Annotated in this window: 13 protein-coding genes; 2 read left to right on the top strand and 11 right to left on the bottom strand. The window is 72.2% G+C overall.

What is annotated here, in order from left to right; genetic code table 11:
• Nucleotides 1–418 precede the first annotated feature (418 nt).
• Nucleotides 419–3,481 carry a collagen-like triple helix repeat-containing protein gene (locus WME76_RS26460; protein ID WP_437955057.1) on the bottom strand — a complete coding sequence of 1,021 codons (3,063 nt, stop codon included), beginning with the start codon at nt 3,479–3,481 and terminating at the stop codon, nt 419–421.
• A gap of 1,090 nt (nt 3,482–4,571) precedes the next feature.
• Nucleotides 4,572–5,897, bottom strand: coding sequence for a ferritin-like domain-containing protein (locus WME76_RS26455; RefSeq protein WP_437955056.1), 1,326 nt, complete (start codon nt 5,895–5,897; stop codon nt 4,572–4,574).
• 218 nt (nt 5,898–6,115) lie between these two features.
• Here WME76_RS26455 and WME76_RS26450 point away from each other — a divergent pair, with 218 nt between their 5' ends.
• Nucleotides 6,116–6,673, top strand: a complete 558-nt coding sequence (locus WME76_RS26450) for a GNAT family N-acetyltransferase (protein WP_437955055.1) — start codon at nt 6,116–6,118, stop codon at nt 6,671–6,673.
• Here WME76_RS26450 and WME76_RS26445 read toward each other — a convergent pair.
• The 5 genes from WME76_RS26445 to WME76_RS26425 form a co-directional block, all read right to left on the bottom strand.
• Nucleotides 6,655–8,331: a trypsin-like serine peptidase gene (locus WME76_RS26445; protein WP_437955054.1), complete on the bottom strand. Its 1,677-nt coding sequence runs from the start codon at nt 8,329–8,331 to the stop codon at nt 6,655–6,657. The genes WME76_RS26450 and WME76_RS26445 overlap by 19 nt on opposite strands.
• Nucleotides 8,332–8,476: 145 nt before the next feature.
• The gene (locus tag WME76_RS26440) at nt 8,477–9,766 is read right to left on the bottom strand and encodes a PQQ-dependent sugar dehydrogenase (protein ID WP_437955053.1); all 1,290 of its coding nucleotides are present in this window, start codon (nt 9,764–9,766) and stop codon (nt 8,477–8,479) included.
• Nucleotides 9,767–10,007: 241 nt separating this feature from the next.
• Entirely contained in the window at nt 10,008–15,968 is a 5,961-nt protein-coding gene (locus tag WME76_RS26435) for an AAA family ATPase (RefSeq protein WP_437955052.1), read from the bottom strand.
• A gap of 520 nt (nt 15,969–16,488) precedes the next feature.
• A complete protein-coding gene (locus tag WME76_RS26430) occupies nt 16,489–17,604 on the bottom strand; it encodes a GIY-YIG nuclease family protein (protein ID WP_437955051.1) in 1,116 nt (371 codons plus the stop codon).
• A 237-nt stretch (nt 17,605–17,841) separates the two neighbouring features.
• Nucleotides 17,842–18,297 carry a DoxX family protein gene (locus tag WME76_RS26425; RefSeq protein ID WP_437955050.1) on the bottom strand — a complete coding sequence of 152 codons (456 nt, stop codon included), beginning with the start codon at nt 18,295–18,297 and terminating at the stop codon, nt 17,842–17,844.
• 215 nt (nt 18,298–18,512) lie between these two features.
• Here WME76_RS26425 and WME76_RS26420 point away from each other — a divergent pair, with 215 nt between their 5' ends.
• On the top strand, nt 18,513–19,451 hold the full coding sequence (locus tag WME76_RS26420) for a LysR family transcriptional regulator (RefSeq protein WP_437955049.1): 939 nt from the start codon (nt 18,513–18,515) through the stop codon (nt 19,449–19,451).
• Between the two features lie 302 nt (nt 19,452–19,753).
• Here WME76_RS26420 and WME76_RS26415 read toward each other — a convergent pair whose 3' ends face one another.
• The 4 genes from WME76_RS26415 to WME76_RS26400 form a co-directional block, all read right to left on the bottom strand.
• Nucleotides 19,754–20,434 (bottom strand): hypothetical protein, encoded by a 681-nt coding sequence (locus WME76_RS26415; protein WP_437955048.1) that lies wholly within the window; start codon nt 20,432–20,434, stop codon nt 19,754–19,756.
• Entirely contained in the window at nt 20,431–20,739 is a 309-nt protein-coding gene (locus WME76_RS26410) for a hypothetical protein (protein WP_437955047.1), read from the bottom strand. The genes WME76_RS26415 and WME76_RS26410 overlap by 4 nt, the downstream gene beginning before the upstream one ends.
• 163 nt (nt 20,740–20,902) lie before the next feature.
• Nucleotides 20,903–21,406, bottom strand: coding sequence for an SRPBCC family protein (locus tag WME76_RS26405; protein WP_433927464.1), 504 nt, complete (start codon nt 21,404–21,406; stop codon nt 20,903–20,905).
• Nucleotides 21,381–21,743: an ArsR/SmtB family transcription factor gene (locus WME76_RS26400; protein WP_437284945.1), complete on the bottom strand. Its 363-nt coding sequence runs from the start codon at nt 21,741–21,743 to the stop codon at nt 21,381–21,383. The genes WME76_RS26405 and WME76_RS26400 overlap by 26 nt, the downstream gene beginning before the upstream one ends.
• Nucleotide 21,744: the final 1 nt, after the last annotated feature.

Below are 21,744 nucleotides of genomic sequence, written 5' to 3'. Positions count from 1 at the left end.
GGTGAGCGTCGTCCCCGGGGGCGCCCGTCATGATCCTGTTCGTACGGTGTACGGAATGGAGGGCGGGCACGTCGTCCCCGGCGGGACCTGGCGCAGCGAAGGGGTTGGTTGGATGGGCCGAGGGCAGCGCGCCGGCCGGCGCCTGGTGCGCTGTGTCGTACGCGGCCCGCGCGAAGGGGTGACGTCGCTGGATGCGATGGCGCTCCTGGACGGCGTGGTCCTGCCGGACCGGGCGGTGGCGCGCGCTGGGCGCGGCGGCGACGCGCTTCGTGCCGTGCGGGCGTGCGGTATGCGGGGAGCAAGGGTGAGGCGCTGAGTCCGCGGTCCCCTGTCCTCGGTGCCAGGGTGGAGGCACAGGGGACCGCTGGTGGGGAGAGGGGCTCACGAGGTCACGTGAGCCTGGCGCTGCCCATCGGGCTCAGCGCTCGGGCACCTCGGCGCAGACGGCGTAGGTGGTCAGCGTGATGGACTGGCCCTTCTTGCCGTAGCCGCTCTCGAACACGGCGGTCGACGTCCAGCCGGCGCGGCCCTCGTCGGTCGCGTCGTACGGCGAGTTCTCGACAACCCTGCTGGTCGACTGCGCGGCGCCGGAGACCGCGAATCCACCGCTGATCACGACCTCACCCGCCTTGCAGAGCGCCTTCACGTTGATGAACGCGCTGGTGGGGTCTGCCTGGCGCGTCACCGAGATGACGCGGATCTTGGCGAGTCCGGGCGATCCGGTCGGTCCCTGGGGGCCGATCTCGCCCCTGGGGCCCGCGGGACCCTGGAGGCCGCGCTCGCCCTTCGGGCCGGCGAGACCCTGGGGGCCGATCTCGCCCTTGGGGCCGGCAGGACCCTGGGGACCCCGCGCGCCGTCGGCGCCCTTCAGGCCCTGGAGACCCCGCGTGCCGTCGGCGCCCTTGAGGCCTTGCGGACCGATCTCGCCCTTGAGGCCGGCGGGACCTTGAGGACCCCGCGCGCCGTCAACGCCCTTGAGGCCCTGGGGACCCATCTCGCCCTTGGGGCCCACGGGGCCCTGAGGCCCGCGCGCGCCGTCGGCGCCCTTGAGGCCCTGGGGGCCGATCTCGCCCTTGTGCCCGACCGGTCCCTGGGGACCCATCTCGCCCTTGGGGCCCACGGGGCCCTGAGGCCCGCGCGCGCCGTCGGCGCCCTTGAGGCCCTGGGGGCCGATCTCGCCCTTGTGCCCGACCGGTCCCTGGGGACCCATCTCGCCCTTGGGGCCCACGGGGCCCTGAGGCCCGCGCGCGCCGTCGGCGCCCTTGAGGCCTTGCGGACCGATCTCGCCCTTGAGGCCCTGGGGACCCTGAGGCCCGCGCGCGCCGTCGGCGCCCTTGAGGCCTTGCGGACCGATCTCGCCCTTGAGGCCCTGGGGACCCTGAGGCCCGCGCGCGCCGTCAGCGCCCTTGAGGCCCTGGGGGCCGATCTCGCCCTTGAGGCCCTGGGGACCCTGAGAACCACGCGCGCCGTCAGCGCCCTTGAGGCCCTGGGGACCCATCTCGCCCTTGGGTCCAGCCGGCCCCTGGAGACCACGCTCACCCTGGGGGCCGCGCTCGCCCTTGGGCCCCGCCGGCCCTTGCAGGCCCTGGGGACCCATCTCGCCCTTGGGTCCAGCCGGCCCCTGGAGACCACGCTCACCCTGGGGACCGCGCTCGCCCTTGGGCCCCGCCGGCCCTTGCAGGCCCTGGGGACCCATCTCGCCCTTGGGTCCAGCCGGCCCCTGGAGACCACGCTCACCCTGGGGGCCGCGCTCGCCCTTGGGCCCTGCCGGCCCTTGGAGACCCTGCGGACCGATCTCACCCTTGGAGCCCTGAGGACCGCGCGCGCCGTCAACGCCCTTGAGGCCCTGGGGTCCGATGGGGCCCGTGGGACCCTGAGGACCGCGCGCGCCGTCAACGCCCTTGAGGCCCTGCGGGCCGATCTCGCCCTTGAGGCCCTGGGGACCCTGAGGACCGCGCGCGCCGTCAACGCCCTTGAGGCCCTGCGGACCGATCTCGCCCTTGGGGCCCTGAGGACCGCGCGCGCCGTCAACGCCCTTGAGGCCCTGCGGGCCGATCTCGCCCTTGAGGCCCTGGGGACCCTGAGGACCGCGCGCGCCGTCAACGCCCTTGAGGCCCTGCGGGCCGATCTCGCCCTTGAAGCCCTGGGGACCCTGAGGACCGCGCGCGCCGTCAACGCCCTTGAGGCCCTGCGGACCGATCTCGCCCTTGGGACCCTGAGGACCGCGCGCGCCGTCAACACCCTTGAGGCCCTGCGGGCCGATCTCGCCCTTGAGGCCCTGGGGACCCTGGAGGCCCTTTGCGCCGTCAACGCCCTTGAGACCCTGAGGGCCGACGAGCCCCGCCGGCCCCTGCGCGCCCGGCTCGCCGCGCTCGCCCTTGGGCCCCTGCGGACCCTGCGGACCGCGCGCGCCGTCAACGCCCTTCAGGCCCTGGGGACCCATCTCGCCCTTGAGGCCCTGGGGACCCTGGAGGCCCTTTGCGCCGTCAACGCCCTTGAAACCCTGAGGGCCGACGAGCCCTGCCGGTCCCTGCGCGCCCGGCTCGCCGCGCTCGCCCTTGGGCCCCTGCGGACCGGGCTCGCCCTTGGGCCCCTGAGGACCGCGCGCGCCGTCAACGCCCTTCAGGCCCTGGGGACCGATCTCGCCCTGGGGACCCTGGAGGCCCTTTGCGCCGTCAGTGCCCTTGAAACCCTGAGGGCCGACGAGCCCCGCCGGCCCCTGCGCGCCCGGCTCGCCGCGCTCGCCCTTGGGGCCCTGCGGGCCACGCTCGCCCTTGGGCCCCTGGGGTCCCATGGGGCCCGCGGGGCCCTGAGGACCGCGCGCGCCGTCAGCGCCCTTGAGGCCTTGCGGACCGATCTCGCCCTTGAGGCCCTGGGGACCCATCGCGCCCTGGAGACCCTGGGGACCCATCGCGCCCTGGAGACCCTTTGCGCCGTCAGTGCCCTTGAGACCCTGAGGGCCGACGAACCCCGCCGGTCCCTGCGCGCCCGACTCGCCGCGCTCGCCCTTGGGCCCCTGGGGCCCCTGCGGGCCCGGCTCGCCCTTGGGCCCCTGGGGACCCTGAGGACCGCGCGCGCCGTCAGCGCCCTTGAGGCCTTGCGGACCGATCTCGCCCTTGAGGCCCTGGAGCCCCTTGGCGCCGTCAGTGCCCTTGAGACCCTGAGGTCCGACGAACCCCGCCGGTCCCTGCGTGCCCGGCTCGCCGCGCTCGCCCTTGGGCCCCTGAGGCCCCTGCGGACCGGGCTCGCCCTTGGGCCCCTGCGGACCCTGCGGACCGCGCTCGCCCTTCATGAACTGCTGACCCACGAACCCCTTGCCCGGCTGAACCAGGCCGATCAGCTCCTCGGAGGCCTGGCACTGGTCCGGGCTCTCCACGGAGCGGAGCTGTCCGCTCTGCCGCTGCTTGCAGGCATAGGTCATGTTGGCGTCCGCCTTGGCCTGCTCCGCATCGCCGGCCCAGCCCACGCCTGCGCTGGCCATCACGCCCGCAAACCCCGCGAGGATTCCAGCAGAAACCGCGCTTGCTCGATAATTCCGCATGTGACTCCACCTTTCTCCCGATTCCGAGCTTCGATGAGCCCGATCCCGCAGGCAGTCGTGTTCAGATGAGGTGGAGCCCAGGAGGCGAGTTATTCGGGCGAAGGGCGACTTCGGGACAGAGATCCCCCCGCGCCCAGTCCCGCCTTGCTCGACGAGAGTCCCACCAGATACCGGCACGAAAAGTCAGGCCGATGCGTCGATGCGACACCCGAGTGGCCACGCCACGACGCGGGCGCAACCAGATGCAGCCAGAGCGAGAAGGCTCCTGCCGCCGATACGCTCTGTCTTGAGCGATCCTAGGTTGATGGGGGCGGTTTACCAAGCCCCCCTGTTGAGGGGTTGACGGCCGCGATGATCAACAGCGCTCCGCCGTCCATCCGGAGAGCGCCGTAGCCGTCACGCCGCCCGCGACGAGAGATCGCCGCCCCGCGTCCAGCGCGCGTCGCCCGGGCTCGTCGCAGGCTTCATGAGAAGAGAGAGGGAACCACAGAGGCACAGAGGGCACAGAGGAGAGAGGAGAGAGGAGAGAGGAGAGAGGAGGGAAGAGGATGAAAGCTCTGGCCTCGTGGTTCCTCTTCGCGGGATCTGCGTGAGGTCAAAAGGAGCCACAGAGGTGCAGAGGACACAGCGGAGAAAGGAGAGCGAAAGCTCTGTCCTCCGTGGTTGCTCTTGCCGGATTCGAGAGAGAAGAAAAGGGACCACGGAGGAGAGAGAATGAAAGCTCCGTGTGCTCCGTGGCTCCTCTTCTTCCCCGTGGACCAGGAGCGGAGGAGCGCGCCGAGAACCCTCTGTCCTCTGTGCCCTCTGTGGCTCCTCTTCTTCCCCGTCAGGGAACCAGGACAGGAACGGGGCGACGCGGCGCTCGCCGCGCGCGGCAGGGCGGCCGGATCAAGAAAACCGCCAGGACGCCAGGGACGCCAGGAAGACCCGCTGGTCCGATCTCCTGGCGTCCCTGGCGCCCTGGCGGCTCGTCTCGATCCCGCCCGAGCACCGCGCCGGAGCGGCGCTTTTCAGGACCACACGGAACAGGTCAAATTCCAGCCTGGTGGCCCGACGCGGCGAGCGCCTCGGCGAAGTTCCGCGAGAGCGCGCGCGAGGCCCGCTCGTCGGGCACCCCGGCGTGGGCCACGAGCGCCGGATCGACGCCGCGCCGCGCCTCCTCCTCGATCCCGGCGAGGGCGGCGCGCCGCGCGTCCTCCACGCGCCGACGCTCGGCGGGCGAGAGCCTCGGGCGGAGCCAGGCGTCGAGCGCCCACGAGAGCTTCGCGTGCCGCACCTCGTCCCGGGCAATGCGCGTCATCACCCGCCGGACCAGGGGATCGCGCGCGCAGCGACCCTGCCACGTGCCGACCAGCGCGCCGTACGTCTCGCGCACGCACCCCTCCGCCGCGTTGTCGATCGCGAGCTCCTCCAGCGAGCGGACCGGCCTCGGCTCCACCCGCGGCGGCTCCCAGCGGCCGCCGTAGCGCGCCGAGAGGCGCCGCATCAACCGCGCGTGCCGCACCTCGTCCCGACCGGCGAGGCGCGCCCGCTCCACGAGCGGACGCGGCGCCCGGTGCTGGACGAGCTCGCGCCCGAGCGCCTCGAACGCCCAGACGCTCGCCGCCTCGAGCTGCGCCACGTCCGCGAAATACGCGCCGACGCGCGTGGCGCCGCGGCCCGCCGTCCGCTGCAGCCCCGCCGGCCTCCGGCCGATGCAGACGCCAGACTCCGACGCGATCACCTCGGACTCCAGCTCCTGCACGCCGCCGCCCTCGCCGACCGCGAGGACATAGAGCGTGCGCTCGACGGGATCACAGATCTTCGTGTGCCTCGTCGCGAGCACCTCGTACGCATCGCCGGCAGGCCGGACGCCGCCCTCGTCGGGGTGATCGCACCGGACGCTGTAATCCTCGAGCGACGCGGCGAGCACCGCGTCCGCAGGCGTGTTCACGGGGCCGAGCCACGCCCTCACCTCATCCCTCGTGTCGAGGACGAGCACCTCGTCGCGCGTGCTCACGATCAGGACGTGCGAAGGGCAGCTCCCGATGCACTCCCCCAGCGAGAACCCGCGGCTCGACGCGGCCGCCGCGATCTTCTCCTCGCACGCCGGCCTGTCCGTCGCCCCGGCGCACTTCACCCCCACGGACTCGAGCGTGCGCGTCCCCGTGCCCGTCGGAGCGAGGAGCTCCCGCAGCTCGATGTAGTCGGCCGGATCCCCGGGCTCGACCCCCGCCAGGTACGGGGTGTCGCCCGCGCTCCCGCAAGCGACGGTGGTGAAGCCGTCGGTGTCGATGCCGCAAGCACCGACGAGCGGCGCCAGCGAGAGCGACAGGACATGATGCAGGATTTTGTCGATCGGGTTGGAAGAGGGCATATGCGCCCGCACAAAACAAGTTCTGTGCCGCTGCGAACAGCGCGCGGTTGTGGCGCGCTCGGCGCGAAAGCGGGCGCGTCCTGCCTGACACCGTCGTCGCACCCGTGAACCGCGCGGCACAGCCCGACGAGGGCGGACGCCGGCGTGAACGCGCCGCGCGCGCCGCCGCGCGACACCGCGCGCGCGACGCCGAGCGGCGGATACGCTAGAATCGGAGGATGCTTGGCCCTGAAACGAAACAGATCGACGAAGAGGCCGCCGTCCTCTCGACAGAACGCGTGAACCTCCGCCCCCATCGGCCCTCCGACGTCCCGTTCATGATGGATCTGAACTCGGACCCGGAGGTGATCCGCTACACGGGGGATGCCGCGTTCGCGAGCGAGGGAGAGGCGCGCGCGGTGGTCGAGCGGCTGGCCCACCAGTTCCAGGCCTTCCGGATGGGGCGGTTCGTCGTCACGAGCCGGCAGACAGGGGAGAAGCTCGGATGGTGCGGGCTGAGGTGGCACGAGGACATCGCGTGCGCCGATCTCGGATACCGCTTCTTCCGGAAGCACTGGGGCCACGGGTACGCGAGCGAGGCGGGCGCGGCGTGCGTCCGCTACGCCTTCGAGGAGCTCGGCCTCCCGCGCCTCGTCGCGCACGCGATGCTCGAGAACGCGGCGTCGGTCAGGGTGCTGGAGAAGCTCGGATTCCGCCGGACGGGGCCGACCGTGTTCAAGGGCCTCGCGGCCGAGGGGTTCGAGCTGCCGAGAGAGGCTCACCCGGGCAGCAGGTAATCGAACGGCTCGCCCACGTTGCCCGCCCAGTCCGTCGGTCGCACGCAGAACCGGGCCGGCAGCTCGCTGGGATCGAGGAAGATGGGGAACCGCCTGTACCTCTGCCACTCGGCGGCCGGATCGTCGCAGTCGGTCGTCTCCGGCGGGCCGAAGCGGTAATCGAAGCCGGCGTGCTCCGGGTTGGAGAAGATCGGCTCGACGTGCATGCCCTCCACCGCGTCGCCGCCGCGCGAGAGCTCCGGCCGGCGCGTGGGCGGGGTCGTGTCGATCGTGGTGAGGACGACCGTGGGGAACGAGAGCGGCTGCCACGCAGCGTCGGGCGTCGCCGTCGGGCCGGCGACGACGCAGAGCAGGTGGACGCCCTCGCCCTCGGGTAACGACAGGCCCGACAGGTCCTGAGCGACCACCTTGATCGGCGCCGAGTAGCCCTCCTGACGGCGGCAGTCGACCTCGCCGGCGCGCCCGAGCTTGTAACGGAAGAAGCCGAGCGCGTCCCGCTCGCCCAGCGTGACAGCCCAGGTGTTCGTCGCGCCGGTGGTCGGATCGCTCGGCCGCTGGCGGGGCACGGGGTAGGTGAGCACGTCGAGCGCGCGGCCCGCGTCGAGCGGGCAGCCCTCGAGATCGAGCGCGAAGCGCCCGTCGACCCCGAAGCAGGCGCTCAGGCCGGTCACGTCGACAGCGTAGCTCGCGCCCTCGGCCGACACGCCGGGGGGCGCGTCGATCTCGCACGGCCTGCCGAGGAAGCAGTCGCCGTCGGGCGGGCTCCCCAGGGTCGTGGTGTTGACGATCGCATAGACCCGCTGCGCGTCGTCGAGCACCGGCGAGCCCGAGCTGCCGTTCGCGATGTCGGCGCAGCGATTCCGGTGCGCGCCGAACCAGTGCCAGCGGAACTCGACGATATCGAAGGTGCCCTCCTCGCTGCAGCGGGCGCGCCGCAGGAACTCCACGTCGAGCTGCGGGGCGCCGACGACCGACACGGGCGCTCCGGGAGGCGGCGCCGCGGCGGAGAGGCCGAGCGCGACGACGCCGCGCTCCGCGAGCGCGCCGACCGTGGCGTCGAGCTCGACCACCGCGAGGTCGGTGCCCTTCATCGTCGCATAGCGGATGGTCTTCGCCGGGACGGCCACCTGCGCGTCCGCTGTGTCGCTGAAGTAATTGAAGATCATCTGCAGCTCCGGGGTCGCCGCGGTGTCCACGTGCACCGCGTTGGCCGCGGCCTCCACGGCCCAGTCGTGGGTGCAGTGGGCGTTCGTCAGCACGTGCGCCGGCGCGTCGGGGCGCCCCGCAGGGTCGATGAGGAACGCTGTGCAGGCCCCGGAGCCGAGACCGCCGTTCAGCCGGCCCACCGCCCGGAGGGGCGCGCTCTCCTCGTCGAGCCCGCGGAGGAGCTCGGACGCCCCCGGGGCCGGCTCGCCGCCGCCGGCGCCTCCTCCGCCGGCGCTGGCGCCGCCTCCGCCAGCGCTGGCGCCGCCTCCGCCGGTCGCCGCGCCACCCGCGCCGCCCGCGCCGCCCGCGCCGCCGGCGTCGCCTCCGCCGGCCCCCGCGCCGCCGGCGCCGCCCGCTCCGCCTGCGCCCCCCGGGGGCGACGAGGATCCGCAGGACGAGGTGGCGCAGGAGAGGAGCCCTGCGGTGAGCAACGAGAGAAAACGCGGCGTCATGGATCGATCTCCTTGGATGGCGAGTCCCCTCAGCTTACCCGCTGCGCGCGCGGCTCGCCCGGCACGATCCTGCGTCGAGCGTCCCGGGCCCCTGCGCGACGGTCGGCCGAGCGGCTCCTCCGCGGGGGGCCCAGCCATCCAATCATCACTGGCCAGTGTACGCGACGCGGTAGATGACGCCGCTCGTGTCGTCGCTCACGAGGAGCGACCCGTCCGGCAGCTGCACGAGCCCGGCGGGGCGGCCGAAGACGGCGTGGCCGTCCTCGATGAGCCATCCGGTGATGAAGTCCTCGAAGCCCTTCGGCTTGCGCGTCTCCTTGTCGAACAGGACGCGCACCACCTTGTAGCCGACCGCCGGATAACGATTCCAGGAGCCGCGCAGCGCGACGAACGCGTCGTTCCTGTACTCGTCAGGGAACTGATCGCCCGTGTAGAAGCGAAGATCGATGGGCGCGCTGTGCGCGTCATAGATGAGCTCCGCGGGCTCGGTGGTCTCGGCATACGCCTCCTTCGTCGTGCCGGGCGGATCATCCATGATCGGGTCGATCCCCCGCTCGCCAGGGCCGCTCGAGTAGACGTAGGGCCAGCCGTAGTCGCTGCCCCCGACGAGCCGGTTGAGCTCCTCGGGCGGCACCACGTTGCCGCGTTGATCGCTGCCGTGATCCATGCCCCAGAGCTCGTCGGTGCCCGGGTACCAGTCGAAGCCGATGGTGTTGCGGAGGCCCCTGGCGAACACGGCGCGTTCCTTCTGCGTTTGCGGCCCCAGCGACGGGTCGATGAGCAGGATGGTGGCGTGCTCGGGGTTCGTCTCCGTGCACGCATTGCAGCTGCTGCCCACAGAGAACAGGAGCGACGCCCCGTCCGGGGTGAAGCGCATCGTGCGCTTGCCGTGCTGACCGCCGTCGGGAAGATCGGTGATGAGCGCCGACGGGTCGCCGAGGCTGCCGTCCGCGTTGATGGGCGCGGCGTGAAGCGCCGTCGCCGTCGCCAGGTACATGGTCTCGCCGTCGGCGCTCGGCGCGATGCCGTGCAGCGTCGCGAAGCCCTCGCCCCCGGCGAACGCCGTCGTCGTTTCGTCTGCCACCCCGTCGTCGTCGGTGTCGCGTAGCAGCTGCACGTCCCCGGGCGTCGGCCGCGTGACGTACACGCCGCCGCCGGGGGCGAGCTCCATCATGCGCGCATTGCCGACGTTCCTCGCGAACACGCTGATCGTGAACCCAGGCTTCGCCTCGAGGTGCTCGAGGAGCTCGTCGGAGAACGGCAGCTCCTCCGGCCTGAAGGTGTTGTCGTCCTCCGGGGTGTAGCCGCCTTCCCCCGTGCCGCTCGCGCCACCGGCGCCCGCGCCCTGGCCGCCGCCGCCCGATTGCGTGGTCTGGTCGTCCGGGGGCGCGCCGCCGCTGCCCCCGGAGCCGGCCGTCGATCCGGCGGGCTGCACGCCGCTTTCATCGGAGCACGAGGGCGCGAGAACGAGAAGGAGCAAGGCCGCAAGATGTCGTCTCATGCGTGCGCTCAAGGCACGCCGCATACCCGCGCGCAGCGCGTTGAAGGCAATGCCCGCCGTTGCGCCCAGGACGCGCCGCCCGCTGTGGCACAATGCGACTGGCAGCCTCGACTGCGTGGCAGATTGGCGCGCGGGGATGGGAGGGGATGGGAGGGGATGGGAGATGAACGCGCCGCTACTCGGCCTCGGCCGGGTGCAGCGGTAGCTCCACGATGAACGTCGCGCCGGCGCCAGGCTTGCTCTCGACGCGGATGGACCCGCCGTGCGCGGCCACGATCCAGCGCACGATGTAGAGCCCGAGGCCGAGACCGCCGAAGTTCCTGACCGACACCGCGCGCTCGAAGCGCTCGAAGATCCTGGCCTGGTCGGCCTCCGCGATGCCGATGCCGTGATCGCGGACCACGAGCACCGCGCGCTCGGCCTCCCTGCGCACGCCGACATGGATGAGGCTCCCCGCGCCGTACTTGGCCGCGTTCGACACGAGGTTGATGAGGATCTGCTCCACGCGGAACGGGTCCCAGTGCCCGATCACGGGCTCGTCGAGATCGAGCTCGGTCGGGCAGCCGGCGCCCGCGAGCTGCTGGCTCATCCGCTCGACGACCTCGCGCGCCAGGGCCGCCAGGTCGACCGGCGCGCGCGCGAGCGTCAGCCGCCCGGCGCTCATCCGGGTCACGTCGAGCAGCTCGTCGATGAGGCGCCCGAGCCGCGCGAGCTGGCGGTTCAGGATCTGGATCGTCCCCTCGAGCCGCTCCGGGGAGAGCTCCGCGCGCTCGCGGCGGCGGAGCTGCCGCTCGACGAGCTGCGCCTGCATCAGCAGCGAGGTCAGCGGGGTCTTGAGCTCGTGGGATGCGACGAGGAGGAACTCGTCCCGCCGCGCGATGGCCGCCTGCGCCTCGGCGTACAGGCGCGCGTTGTCGAGCGCGAACGCCGCGCGGCGGCCGAGCTCCTCGGCCTGCTGCAGCTCGGCGGGGCCGTAGCGGCGCCGGGGCGCGGTCGCGAGCAGGGTCATGACCCCGAAGTACCTGTCGCGCGCGAGGAGCGGGACGCGGAGGAACGCGTGGACGCCGAGCTGCTGCAAGGCGGGCGCGGCGCGGCCGTCGCCCACCTCGGGCGGGGCCGGCGACGCCGCCGCGAGCGAGCGCAGCGCGCTCTTCAGCGCCTCGACCCGATCGGCGGGCACCCCCGCGACGGCCGCGTCGCCCGGCGCGCCCTCGTCGAGGGACGCCTCGACGACGCACTGATCGGCCAGCTCCGGCACGGCGAGCTGCGCGACGCTCTCGAAGGTGGCGCTGTAGCCCAGCGTCATCAGCTTGCGGCTCGCGTCGGCCAGGAAGCGCTCGGCCTGCTCGGCCCGCTTGCGCTCGGTGATGTCGGTGGAGATGCCGCAGAGCACGCCGGGCCTCACGGCCTCGCCGAGCGGGAACTTGAACGACAGGAAGGTGTGCGGCCCGTCCTCCAGCAAGATCTCCTCCTCGCACTCCAGCGGCTCGCCCGCCTCGAACACCCGCCGGTCGTTGCCCACGAGGGTCTCGGCGGCCGCAGCAGGAAAGCACTCGGCGTCGGTCTTTCCGAGGATCTCGTGGATCGACACGCCCAGGATGCGGCCCGCTTGACGGTTGGCGAGCAGATACCGGCCCTCGCGGTCCTTGAGGTAGATGGCCGCCGCCGACTTGTCGACGATCGCCTGGAGCGTGGCCTGGTTGGCCCGGAGCTCCCGCTCGGCGCGCCGCCGCTCGGCGTTCTCCTGCTCGATCTCGGCGTAGAGCATGGCGTTCTCCAGCGAGATGGCCGACTGCGAGGCGATGAGCTCGAGCACGCTGAGCCGCGCGGGGGTGAAGGCGCCGGTGACGAGCTTGTTCTCGAGGTAGAGCAGGCCGAGCAGCCGGTCCTGCCGCACGATGGGGAGGCACAGCACCGACCTCGGCCTGCTCTGCGTGAAATACGCGTCCTCCTGGAACGGGTGCCTGACCGAGGCGTCGTCGAGGAGCACGCGGTCGTGGCTGCGGCGGACGTAGTTGAGGATGGATCGGGGCAGCGCGGCCGCCGAGGCCTGCTCCGCGCCGAGCAGCCGCGCCACCCCGCCGTGCGCGGTGACGGCGGCCGCGGTCGACAGGCGGTCGTCCCGGGCGAGGAGCACATAGCCCTCCTCGGCGCCGGCGTGCTCGACCACGATGCGCAGCAGCATCTCGAGCAGGCGTGGGAGCTGGAGCTCGCCGGAGATGCTCTGCGAGGCCTTGACCACGGACAGGACGTCGAACTGCTCGGCGCGCACGGCGAAGGTGACGGTGGGGGCCATGGGCTTGCGCTCGACGAGGTGGGGATAGCGCTGATCGAGCTGCTCGACCTTGGCGTGAGCGCCCCAGCGGAAGTAGCCGGCGCGGGCCTTCTGCAGGTAGGCGTCGGCGGGCGTGGTGAGGTCGCGCGCGCGGTAGAACGCCGCGGCGAGCTCGCAGGCGATGGCCTCGTGCTGGACGAAGCCGCCCTCTCGCGCCGACGAGATGGCGTGTTCGTAACACCGGCCGGCCTCGGGCTCCTGCCCCTTGAGCCGGGCGATCTCGGCGCGGACCAGGGCGTGCTTGTGGAGGAAGTTGTCGGGGCAGCTCTCCGCCCATTCGCCGAGCTGCCGCTCGCAGTCGAGGAGCCCGTCGGGGAGCTCCCGCTCCGGCGAGGACGGCGCCTCGTCGCAGAGGGCGGCGAGCGCGAGCGCGCGATAATAGACGCTCTCGGCCGTCAGCGCGTTCGCGTCGAACTTCCATCGGTCATCGACGAGCACCCGGGCCGTCGCCGCGAGCGCCTCCCGGGGCGACCCGAGCACGAACAGGCCCTGCGCCTTCATGCCGTGGTACAGGCCGTGAATGCTCTCCTTCTCCCCCGGAGGGAGGCGGGCCTCGAACTCCGCCTGATCCAGCTCGGAGCCGTCCAGCATCGAGAAATGGACCGGCCGCCCGCGCAGCGTCTGCACGAGGTGCCGGAGGCCGAGGAGGATGTCGTGCGCGAACGCGTAACCGGCCTTGCGCACGAAGCCGAGGCGGTCCTCGGTCTGGTGGAGGACATCCTCCAGCGGCTCCCCGCAGAGCAGCGGGAACAGCGGCGACCAGATGCAGTTGTAACAGGCGTTGTTCCAGTCACCGCCCTCCACCGCGGCGCTGAAGCCGAGGCGAGCATAGGGAAAGGTCTCCCTGTAGTGGCGCGTCCAGAAGACGATCTGCTGTCCGAACAGCGTGAACACCGAGCCCTTCGCGGTGAGGGACTGGCCCCTGTCCGCCAGGTCGTGGGCGAGCTTGCCGAACCGATAAGCCTCCTTGTATCGCCCGAACCACGGGCCGAGCACCCGCGCGAAGGCGGTGTACGCCTGCGCGGAGGCCTCGGCGTTGCCGTGGCGCAGGCTGAGCTTGACCATGCGCGCGACGAGCAGATAGTGCAGGTTCGGGTCCACGAAGTAAGCAGGGACGGCGACGCCCATCAGGACGCTCACCGCGACCTTGATCTCCGGGTGCGCCATCGGGGGCAGGTGGATGAGATCCTCGATCGGCCGGTCGCCGAGGGCCTGCAGGACGCTCTCGGTCTCCTCCTCGATCTGCGCATCGGAGACATGGAGCGGCAGGTCGATGTCCCAGGCGCGCAGGCACGACAGCCCGATCTCCACGGCGCGGGCGCACTGCCCGCGGGTCACGTTCAGCGCGACGGCGATCTCGACGACGGCGGCCCGCTCGATCGGGGTCCTCGCGCGGTCGATGAGCTCCCCGAGCAGCCGCTCGGCGTCCTCGAAGCTGCCGGTGACGTACGCGGCGCGCGCGCGCTCGAAGGTCAGGCTGTAGGTCAGATCGTACTGCGCCTCCCAGCGGTCGTCCGAGAGCAGGGCCATGCCGGCGGCGAAGAGGGCGGCGGCGGACTCGTAGGCCGCCGCGGCCTTGGCCCTCCTGCCGGCGCGGAGGTTCAGCGCGGCGAGCTCGTCCCGCTCCGCCCGCGAGCGGAGCAGCGCGGCGCCGCGGTTGAGGTGGTCCACGACGTCGAAGAGCGCCTCGTCGCGCTCGTCGACGCGCCGCCCCCTCAGGAGCAGCCGGCCGATGCAGAGGTGCATCTCGGGGAGCTGCGCCGCCGGGATGAGCGCGTAGGCGGCCTGCCGCACCCGGTCGTGGAGGAACCGGTAGGAGCCGTCCCGGCGGAGGATCAACCCCTCCTGCTCGGCCTCCGCGAGGGCCTCGCCGAGCTCCTGGAGCGGACGGTTCGCGACGACCGCGAGGGTGTCGCCCGTCAGGCTGCTGCCGAGGCACGCGGCGAGCTTGAGCGCGTCCTGCGCGCGGCCCGAGAGCCGCTTCAGCTTCCCCGAGAGCAGCTCGACGACGTTGTCGGTGAAGCCCTTGTCGCGGATCGCGGCCGTGTCCCACCGCCACGCGCGCTCCTCCGCGTCGAAGTCGATGAGCCCCTCTTCGTGCAGCGCGATCAGGAACTGGATCACGAAGAAGGGGTTGCCGCCGGTCTTCTCGTGGATCAGCGCGGCGAGCGGCTCGACCTTCTCGGGCCGGGCGTGGACTGCCTCCGCGACGAGCGCCCCGACGTGCGCGGTGGAGAGCGGCGCGAGGACGATGTCGGAGATCGAGGCGCCGCGCTTCTGCGCGTCGGCCAGGACGAGCGACAGCGGGTGCGCCGGGCCGACCTCGTTGTCCCGGAAGGCGCCCACGAGCAGGAGGTGCCCGGCCTCGGCGTAGGTGACGAGCTGCTCGAGGAGCTGGAGGCTGCCGGCGTCGGCCCACTGCAGATCGTCGAGGAAGAGGACCACGGGGTGCTCCCGCTGCACGCACGCCGCGACGAAGCGCTGGAGCGTGGCGTGGAACCGGCGCCGCGCATCGGGGCCGGGGAGCTCGGGCACGGGGGGCTGCGGGCCGAGCAGCAGCTCCAGCTCGGGGAGCACGTCGACGAGGAGCCGGCCGTTCGGGCCGAGGGCCTCCCGGAGGCGCTGCTTCCAGCGCTCGATCTGCTCCTCGCTCACGCACAGGATCTCCTGCACGAGCCCCCGGAAGGCCTGGAGGAACGCGAGGTAGGGGATGTCCCTCCTGAGCTGATCGAACTTGCCGGAGAGGAAGAAGCCGCGCTCCCGCGCCACCGGCCCGCGCAGCTCGGCGACGAGCGACGACTTGCCGATGCCCGAGTAGCCCGACACCAGCACGAGCTCCGGCCGGCCCTGCGCCGCCACCCGATCGAGCGCGTCGAGCAGCGCCTCGACCTCGCGCTCGCGGCCGTAGAGCCGCTGCGGGATCTGGAACCGGTCGGAGACGTCGCGCTGGCCGAGCGCGAACGGCTCGACCGTGCCGCCCGTCCGCCACCGGGAGAAGCACTGCTCCAGATCGTGCCGCAGGCCGAGCGCGCTCTGGTAGCGCTCGTCGGCGGCCTTGGCGAGCAGCTTGAGCACGATCGCCGACAGCGGCGGGGGGATCGAGGGCACGACCGCGTGCGGCGGGCGCGGCCTCTGCGCGATGTGGCAATGCACCCATTCCACGGGATCGCTGGCGTGGAAGGGCAGGGTGCCCGCCAGCATCTCGTAGAAGGTCACGCCGAGGGAGTACAGGTCCGCGCGCTCGTCGACCCAGCGGTTCATCCGGCCTGTCTGCTCGGGCGCCATGTACGCGAGCGTCCCCTCGATGAGCGCGTCGTGGGCGGGGGCGCGCGACTGGCGGGAGGCCAGGCAGGCGATCCCGAGATCGGTGATCTTCACCTCCCCGGTCTCGGGGTTATGAAGCAGGTTCTGAGGCTTGATGTCCTTGTGAATGACGTGATGTCGGTGCAGCTCGGCGAGCGCGCCGGTGAGGCGGAGGGCGAGGGGAAAGAAGCGATCGAGCGGCAGCGGCCCGTCGAGGAGCTGGTCGAGCGAGCGGCCGCCGAAGTCCTCGAGGACCAGCGCGACCTGGTCGCCGTACGCCTCGATCGCGCGCGGCTTGACGACGGCCGGCGTGTCGAGCGCCCCGGCGATCTCGTACTCGTGGTGCAGCCGGCCGAGGGCGCGCGGGCTCGCGTGGTCGCGCCGCAGGACCTTGAGCACCACCGGTCGACCGTCCTGCCGATGCCGCGCTCGGTAGAGGATCGTGTCTGCCCCTTGGTGCAGGACCTCCAGCACGAGATAGCGTGAACGATCGGGCATAGGGAGATCCTAGAAGGCCGGAGCGGCCCCCCGGGCGCCAGCGTCGATGGGATGTTGCCAAAAGCGCCGCGCTTCGCCACGGACAAATGGCGGCGCGCTCTCGCGCACAGGCTGACCGCCTGCGGCGAACGCCTACGCTGTTGGGCGCAGCGGGCCCGGACCTTCCGGGTCCGTCTCGGCCGGATGCGAGGGAGCTCCACGAGGAACGTGGCGCCGGCGCCAGGTTTGCCCTCGACGCGGACGACGCGGATGGTGCCGCCGTGCGAGGTCACGATCCAGCGCACGACGTAGAGCCCGTGTTGATGGGCAGATCGAGCTTCAACGCGCCGGCAAGAGGACGCGCGCTCCGCGAGCGAGCGTCACGCTGTCCACGTGGCCCATCAGCGGTCGCTCCGGCAGGACGACATGAAAGTGCGTGTTCGACCCCATGTGCGTGAAGACGCCGTGGTGGCGCTTCGAGAAGACGCCCACCAGCGTCCCTTCGGCCGCGGGGAGCGTTCCGCCGCGGCGGACCCGGCGGTCACGCCCCGAGGTCGGGGGGCGGCTGCGTGCGCGCGAGCTCGTCGGGGTAGCGCTGGAACCACGACGACAGCAGCAGCACCTCGTCGATCTCGCCGAGCGGCACCGGCGCGGCCGCGGGCTCGACGGGGCCGAAGACGTCGGCCGCGAGCCGGGCGAGCGCGCGGTGATCGTCGTCCGAGCGCGGCGCGGGGACCTCGGCGCGGACGCTGCCGCGGCGGACGAGGTAGACGCGGTCGTCGCCCTCGTGGCCGGGGACGGTGTAGAGGAACGAGAGCGACCCGAGCGCGAAGCGGAGCCGCTGGAGCTCCCCGCGCAGGGCGGTGAGGCGCTGGATCCTGTCGCGCAGCGCCGCGGCGCGCTCGAACTCGGCGCGCTCGCGGCACGCCTCCATCTCGTCGCGGAAGCGGCCGAGCGGGCCCTCGCTGTGGCCCTCGAGGAAGGCGCGGGCGAGCGCGACGCGGTCGGCGTAGTCCCGCGACGAGCAGCCCGCGACGCAGGGGCCGAGGCAGCGCTTGATCTCGTAGCGGATGCAGCCGGGCGTGCGGCGCTCCAGCGAGAAGAGCGATCGCTGGTCGTCGAAGCGCATCGGCACGTCCTCGGCGCAGTCGCGCAGCCCGAGCGCGTTGGAGAGCGCGCGCACGGCCTCGCGGACGCGTCCCGCGCCCGTGAACGGGCCATAGTAGAGCGCGCCGGGGTCGCGCGCGGGGCCGCGCACGACATGGAGCTTCGGCGCCGGCCCCCGCGTGACCTTGATGAAGGCGTAGCGCTTGAGATCGCGCTTCATGGCCACGTTGAAGCGCGGCCGCAGGCGCCGGATGAGCCTGAGCTCGGCGAGGAGCGCCGCGAACTCGCTCGGGCAGTACTCCCACGCGACATGGCTCGTCGCCCGCAGGATGCGCGCGCCCTTCTCCTCGGGGTCGCAGCGGAAATAGCCGAGCAGCCGCGTGCGCACCCGCTTCGACTTGCCGACGTAGAGGACCGAGCCGTCCTCGCCGAACATGCGGTAGACGCCGGGCCGGTTCTCGGCGCCAGCGCGCACGAAGCCGCGGAGCAGCGCGAGCCGCTCTTCGTCGGCAGGTCCCTTCCGCGCCGGGAGCAGCGCCTCGCGCGACATCGGCGGATGTTCTTGCCAGTCCATGGCGGCCGCGCAAGGCGGGCCGCGCGCGGGGGCGGCGTCGACAGGCGAGCTCGGGAGATGCGGGAGGCGAGCTCAGGAGATGCGGAGTGAGCGTCCGTTGACCGGCGAGCCCGGGCACCGCCCTCCAGGCCTGCCGGCTCTACCGCGTGGCGCGCCGGAGCGAGCGCGACGCGCGATGGGAGCGCGCGTCGGGGCGGGATGGCGCTGTCCCGTTCAAGCGGCGCTCTCGGCCGCCTCGAGCTTGCCGCGCTCCGCGCCGGAGCGCTCCGCGGCGCCGGCGTCGACGCGCGCGGCGAGCATCGGGCGGAACGCCGCGCGGTACGCGTAGGCGAGGTAGATCTCGAGGGCGAGGACGAGCCACGCGACAGGGTTCGGCGGCGTGAGGAAGGTGTGGAACGCGACGATGTTCACGACGATGGGCGCGAGGAGCGCCAGCGCGAGCGGGACGTAGCGGTTCGAGAGCAGGAGGGCGCCCGCGACGACCTCGGTCCCCTTGAGCAGCGGCAGCAGGTACCCGCTCGCCGCCAGCGCGCCGGCGAAGCTGGCGGCGGCCTCCGGGATCGGCGGCTGCGGCAGGAACTGCAGGAAGCCGTTGAGCCCGAAGACGAGGAACACGAGCCCCTGGAGCGTGCGGGCGGCGGCGGGAGCGAAACGTTTGATGTTGTTCATGACACGAGCCTCGCTGGGTGAGGCGGGCTCTCCCGGTCGGAGCGCCCGCCCCCCTGATGTGGTCGCTCGCGGCGCCTGGTGCTATTGTGCAACAGTTCAACTCAGCGTTGCGCCAGTGCAACCTGACCGGTGCAACCTGACCGGCGCGACCCGGCCGGAGCCACCTGGCCGCAGCCGCCTGGTTGGACGCGCTTCCACCCTCGCGAGGTCCCCGCATGCCTTCCCCCCGCGCGACAGCCCGACCCCAGCCGCCGCCCCGGGCGCCCCAGCTCGACGAGATCGCCGCCTTCGCCCGGGTGGCGGAGCTGGGCTCGTTCACGGCCGCGGCCGCGCAGCTCGGGGTCCCGAAGTCGACGGTGAGCCGCGCGGTGACGCGGCTGGAGGAGGGCCTCAAGGTGCGGCTGCTCCAGCGGTCGCCGCGCGCCGTGGCGCTGACGGACGCGGGCCGCCGCTTCTTCGGCGACGTGGCGCCGCACATCGCCGGCCTGCGCGACGCGGCGCGGGCGCTCGACGCCTACCAGGGCCAGCCGCAGGGCCTGATCCGGCTGAGCGCGCCGCCCGACAGCGGGGGGTCGTTCCTGGGCGAGATGCTGGTCGAGCTCGCCGCGCGTCATCCGCTGCTCTCCGTCGAGGTGGACCTGTCCTCTCGGCAGGTGGATCTGGTGCGCGAGGGCTTCGACGTGGCGCTGCGGGCGATGCGCGAGCTCCCGGACTCCTCGCTGGTCGCGCGCAAGCTGCTCGACTCCGAGGTGCAGCTCTTCGCTGCCCCCTCGTACCTCGCGCGCCGCGGCCTCCCCCGCGCGATGGACGAGCTGGCCGAGCACGAGCGGGTGATGTTCCTTCCGGGCGCCCGGCGCGGCCAGTGGCCGCTCGACCACGTGGACGCCGTCTGCAATGCGATGGCGACCGGGCGCATCGCCACCGACAACTTCCAGCTCATCCGCTCGGTGCTCCGCGCGGGCGGCGGCATCGGGCCGCTCCCGCGCCTCCTCGCCGCGCCCGACCTGGCGAGCGGGCGCCTCGTCCACGTGCTGCCCGAGTGGTCTGAGCGCGCGGGGACCCTGTACCTCGTCTACCCCAGCGCGCGCCACGTGGCGCGGAACGTCGCTGTGTTCCGCGACTTCGTCGTGGCCTGGGTGAAGCGGCTGGCGTGAGCGCGGCGGCCGGGTCGCGCGCCCGCCTCGCCGTGGCGCTCGGCAGAACAGAAGAGAGATTTTAACGCAAAGGCGCAAAGGCGCAAAGGCGCAAAGGCGCAAAGGCGCAAAAATGCATGGTATTTAAAGGTGCATGGCATCTAGAGGTGCATGGCATTTAAAGATGCATGGCATTTGTTCTTTTTTTTTGCGCCTTGGCGTCTTTGCGCCTTGGCGTTGAAATCTCTCTCCGGATCCACGGCCGGACTCCTGGAGGGCGAAAAGCTCGGCGAGCCCGAGCCCGCGACGCCCGTATCGGCGGCTCACCGGTCGAAGGCGAACAGCACCAGCGTGGTCTGGTCGAGGCTGAACGGATAGAACCCGGCGGCATAGCAGCCGAGGAGCGGGTGGAAAGGGTTCCCCTCGAGATCATCGCTGCCCTCGGCCAGTTGCCACTCGATGCACTCGAGGGCATCCATGTAAGCGTAGGCGAGATACCAGCGCGCGGGCTCCACGCCGTCGCGCGGCAAGCGCGCCTCGACGTCGAGATCTGGATAGAGCTTGTTCCAGAGCACGACGTCGCCGACGCGGAGGAACAGATCCCCGGGGCGAGGCGCTGCGCCGGTCTGGAGGTCCACGCAGTGCTTTGCCTGATCGCTCAGCGTCCAGCCGCGAGCCTTCGAGTGATGCGATGACAGCCGCTTCAGCGCCGAGAACTTCCAGTCCCACGGCTGCTTGCTCACGCGATCGCGGAGCGCGGTGAACTCGCGCCAGCCGCCCCGGGACGATCGCGTCTCCACGGTGGCCGGAAAGACCTCCGGCAGGTGCGCCCTCGCGCGCGCGTTGTGCTCCCTCAGGAGCCGCGCCGCCCGCGCTTCCGCGGCCGGATCGCGCGGCGGAACGAACCAGTCGGTGGCCGCCCACTCGGTGAGGATCTGCCGGATCGACGCGGTCGCCGCCCCGTACTCGCGCTCGGCCGGATCGAAGTCGAGCGTCCCTCTCACGGCGAGAACCTCCCGAGCGTCGTCCTTCGCCCGTCGTGCTCCAGGCGCACCAGCGCGACGCCCTCCTCGCCGCCGGCGATGCCGACGCCGGACGCGAGCGAGCCGATGACGGGGGTGAGCTCGGTTGTCCCAAGCACGTAGATGCGCCCGGCGGGGATCAGCTCCTCGACCGCCTCCCGGAGCGCGCGCACGGCCTCGCCGAAATCGACGGTCGCGCCGCCGAGCTTGCGGCGCGCGAGCGCGACGATGCGTCGATCGCGCTCGCTGAGCGCGATCCCGTCGAGCGGCTCGGTTCGCCGCCGCACGCCGGAATCGCCGCGCGCTTCGGACCCGGAGATTCGCCTGGATACGAGTTGGCTCCCGGGGCCGGTGAGGACGGGGATCACACGAAGGTTTTACACCCCGCATGAGCCCGCGGCAACGGGGGTGCCCGGCGCCTGGACGGGTCCCTTCACGCGGCCAGGAGGCTCATGACCGCTGGAGCTCCGCGAGCAGGTCCTCGAGGCGGTCGTAGCTGATGCCAGCGCCCTCGGCCATTCCGGTCGAGAGGACGATGTCGCGCACCTCCAGCGACGGATAGCGCACCGTGACCGTCATTCGTGTCTTGCCGCCCTCCTCGGTGAAGACCGATGTCACCACGGTGACGGTGTCCGGATACTGCTCGAAGATCTCGGTGAACACGAGACGGCTCGGCGGCGAGATCTCCCTGTATTCGCCGTAGAAGGCGAACTCGCCCCCGGGGTGGCGGTTCACGAAGCGCCACGCGCCGCCCGGGCGCAGATCGATCTCGCAGACGGGCACCGAGTAGCCCTCGCTCAGGCAGCCCCACCACCGCTTCACGTGCTCGGGCTTCGTCATCGCGTCGAACACGAGCTGCCTCGGCGCGTTGAACACGCGCGTCATGCGGACCTCCTGCTCCGACGGGGTCGAGACCTGGAAGCTGTCCTTATTCACCGCGCTGCTTGCGATCATGGCTCTTCTCCTCCTCTGCTGTGAGCTCTTGCAGGTACCTGTCCAGCCGATCGAGCCGCCCTTCCCAGAGGTGCCGGTAGTGCTCGGCCCAGTCGACCACTTCCTTCAACGGACTCGCCTCGATCCGGCACCGCCGCCACTGCGCGTCACGCCGCCGCTCGATGAGCCCCGCGCGCTCGAGCACCCGGAGGTGCTTCGAGACAGCCGGCATGCTCATGTCGAACGGCGCCGCGAGCTCGGTGACCGAGCATTCGCCCGCAGCGAGGCGGGCCAGGATCGCCCGGCGCGTCGGGTCCGCCAGGGCTGCGAACGTGGTGCTGAGCTGGTCGGTCGGCATA

This window comes from Sorangium sp. So ce119 (assembly GCF_051524405.1).
In the GTDB taxonomy this organism is placed as follows: Bacteria; Myxococcota_A; Polyangia; order Polyangiales; family Polyangiaceae; genus Sorangium; species Sorangium cellulosum_G.
Note: the sequence above shows the minus strand (reverse complement) of the source record. Positions and strands in the feature narration are given on the sequence as shown.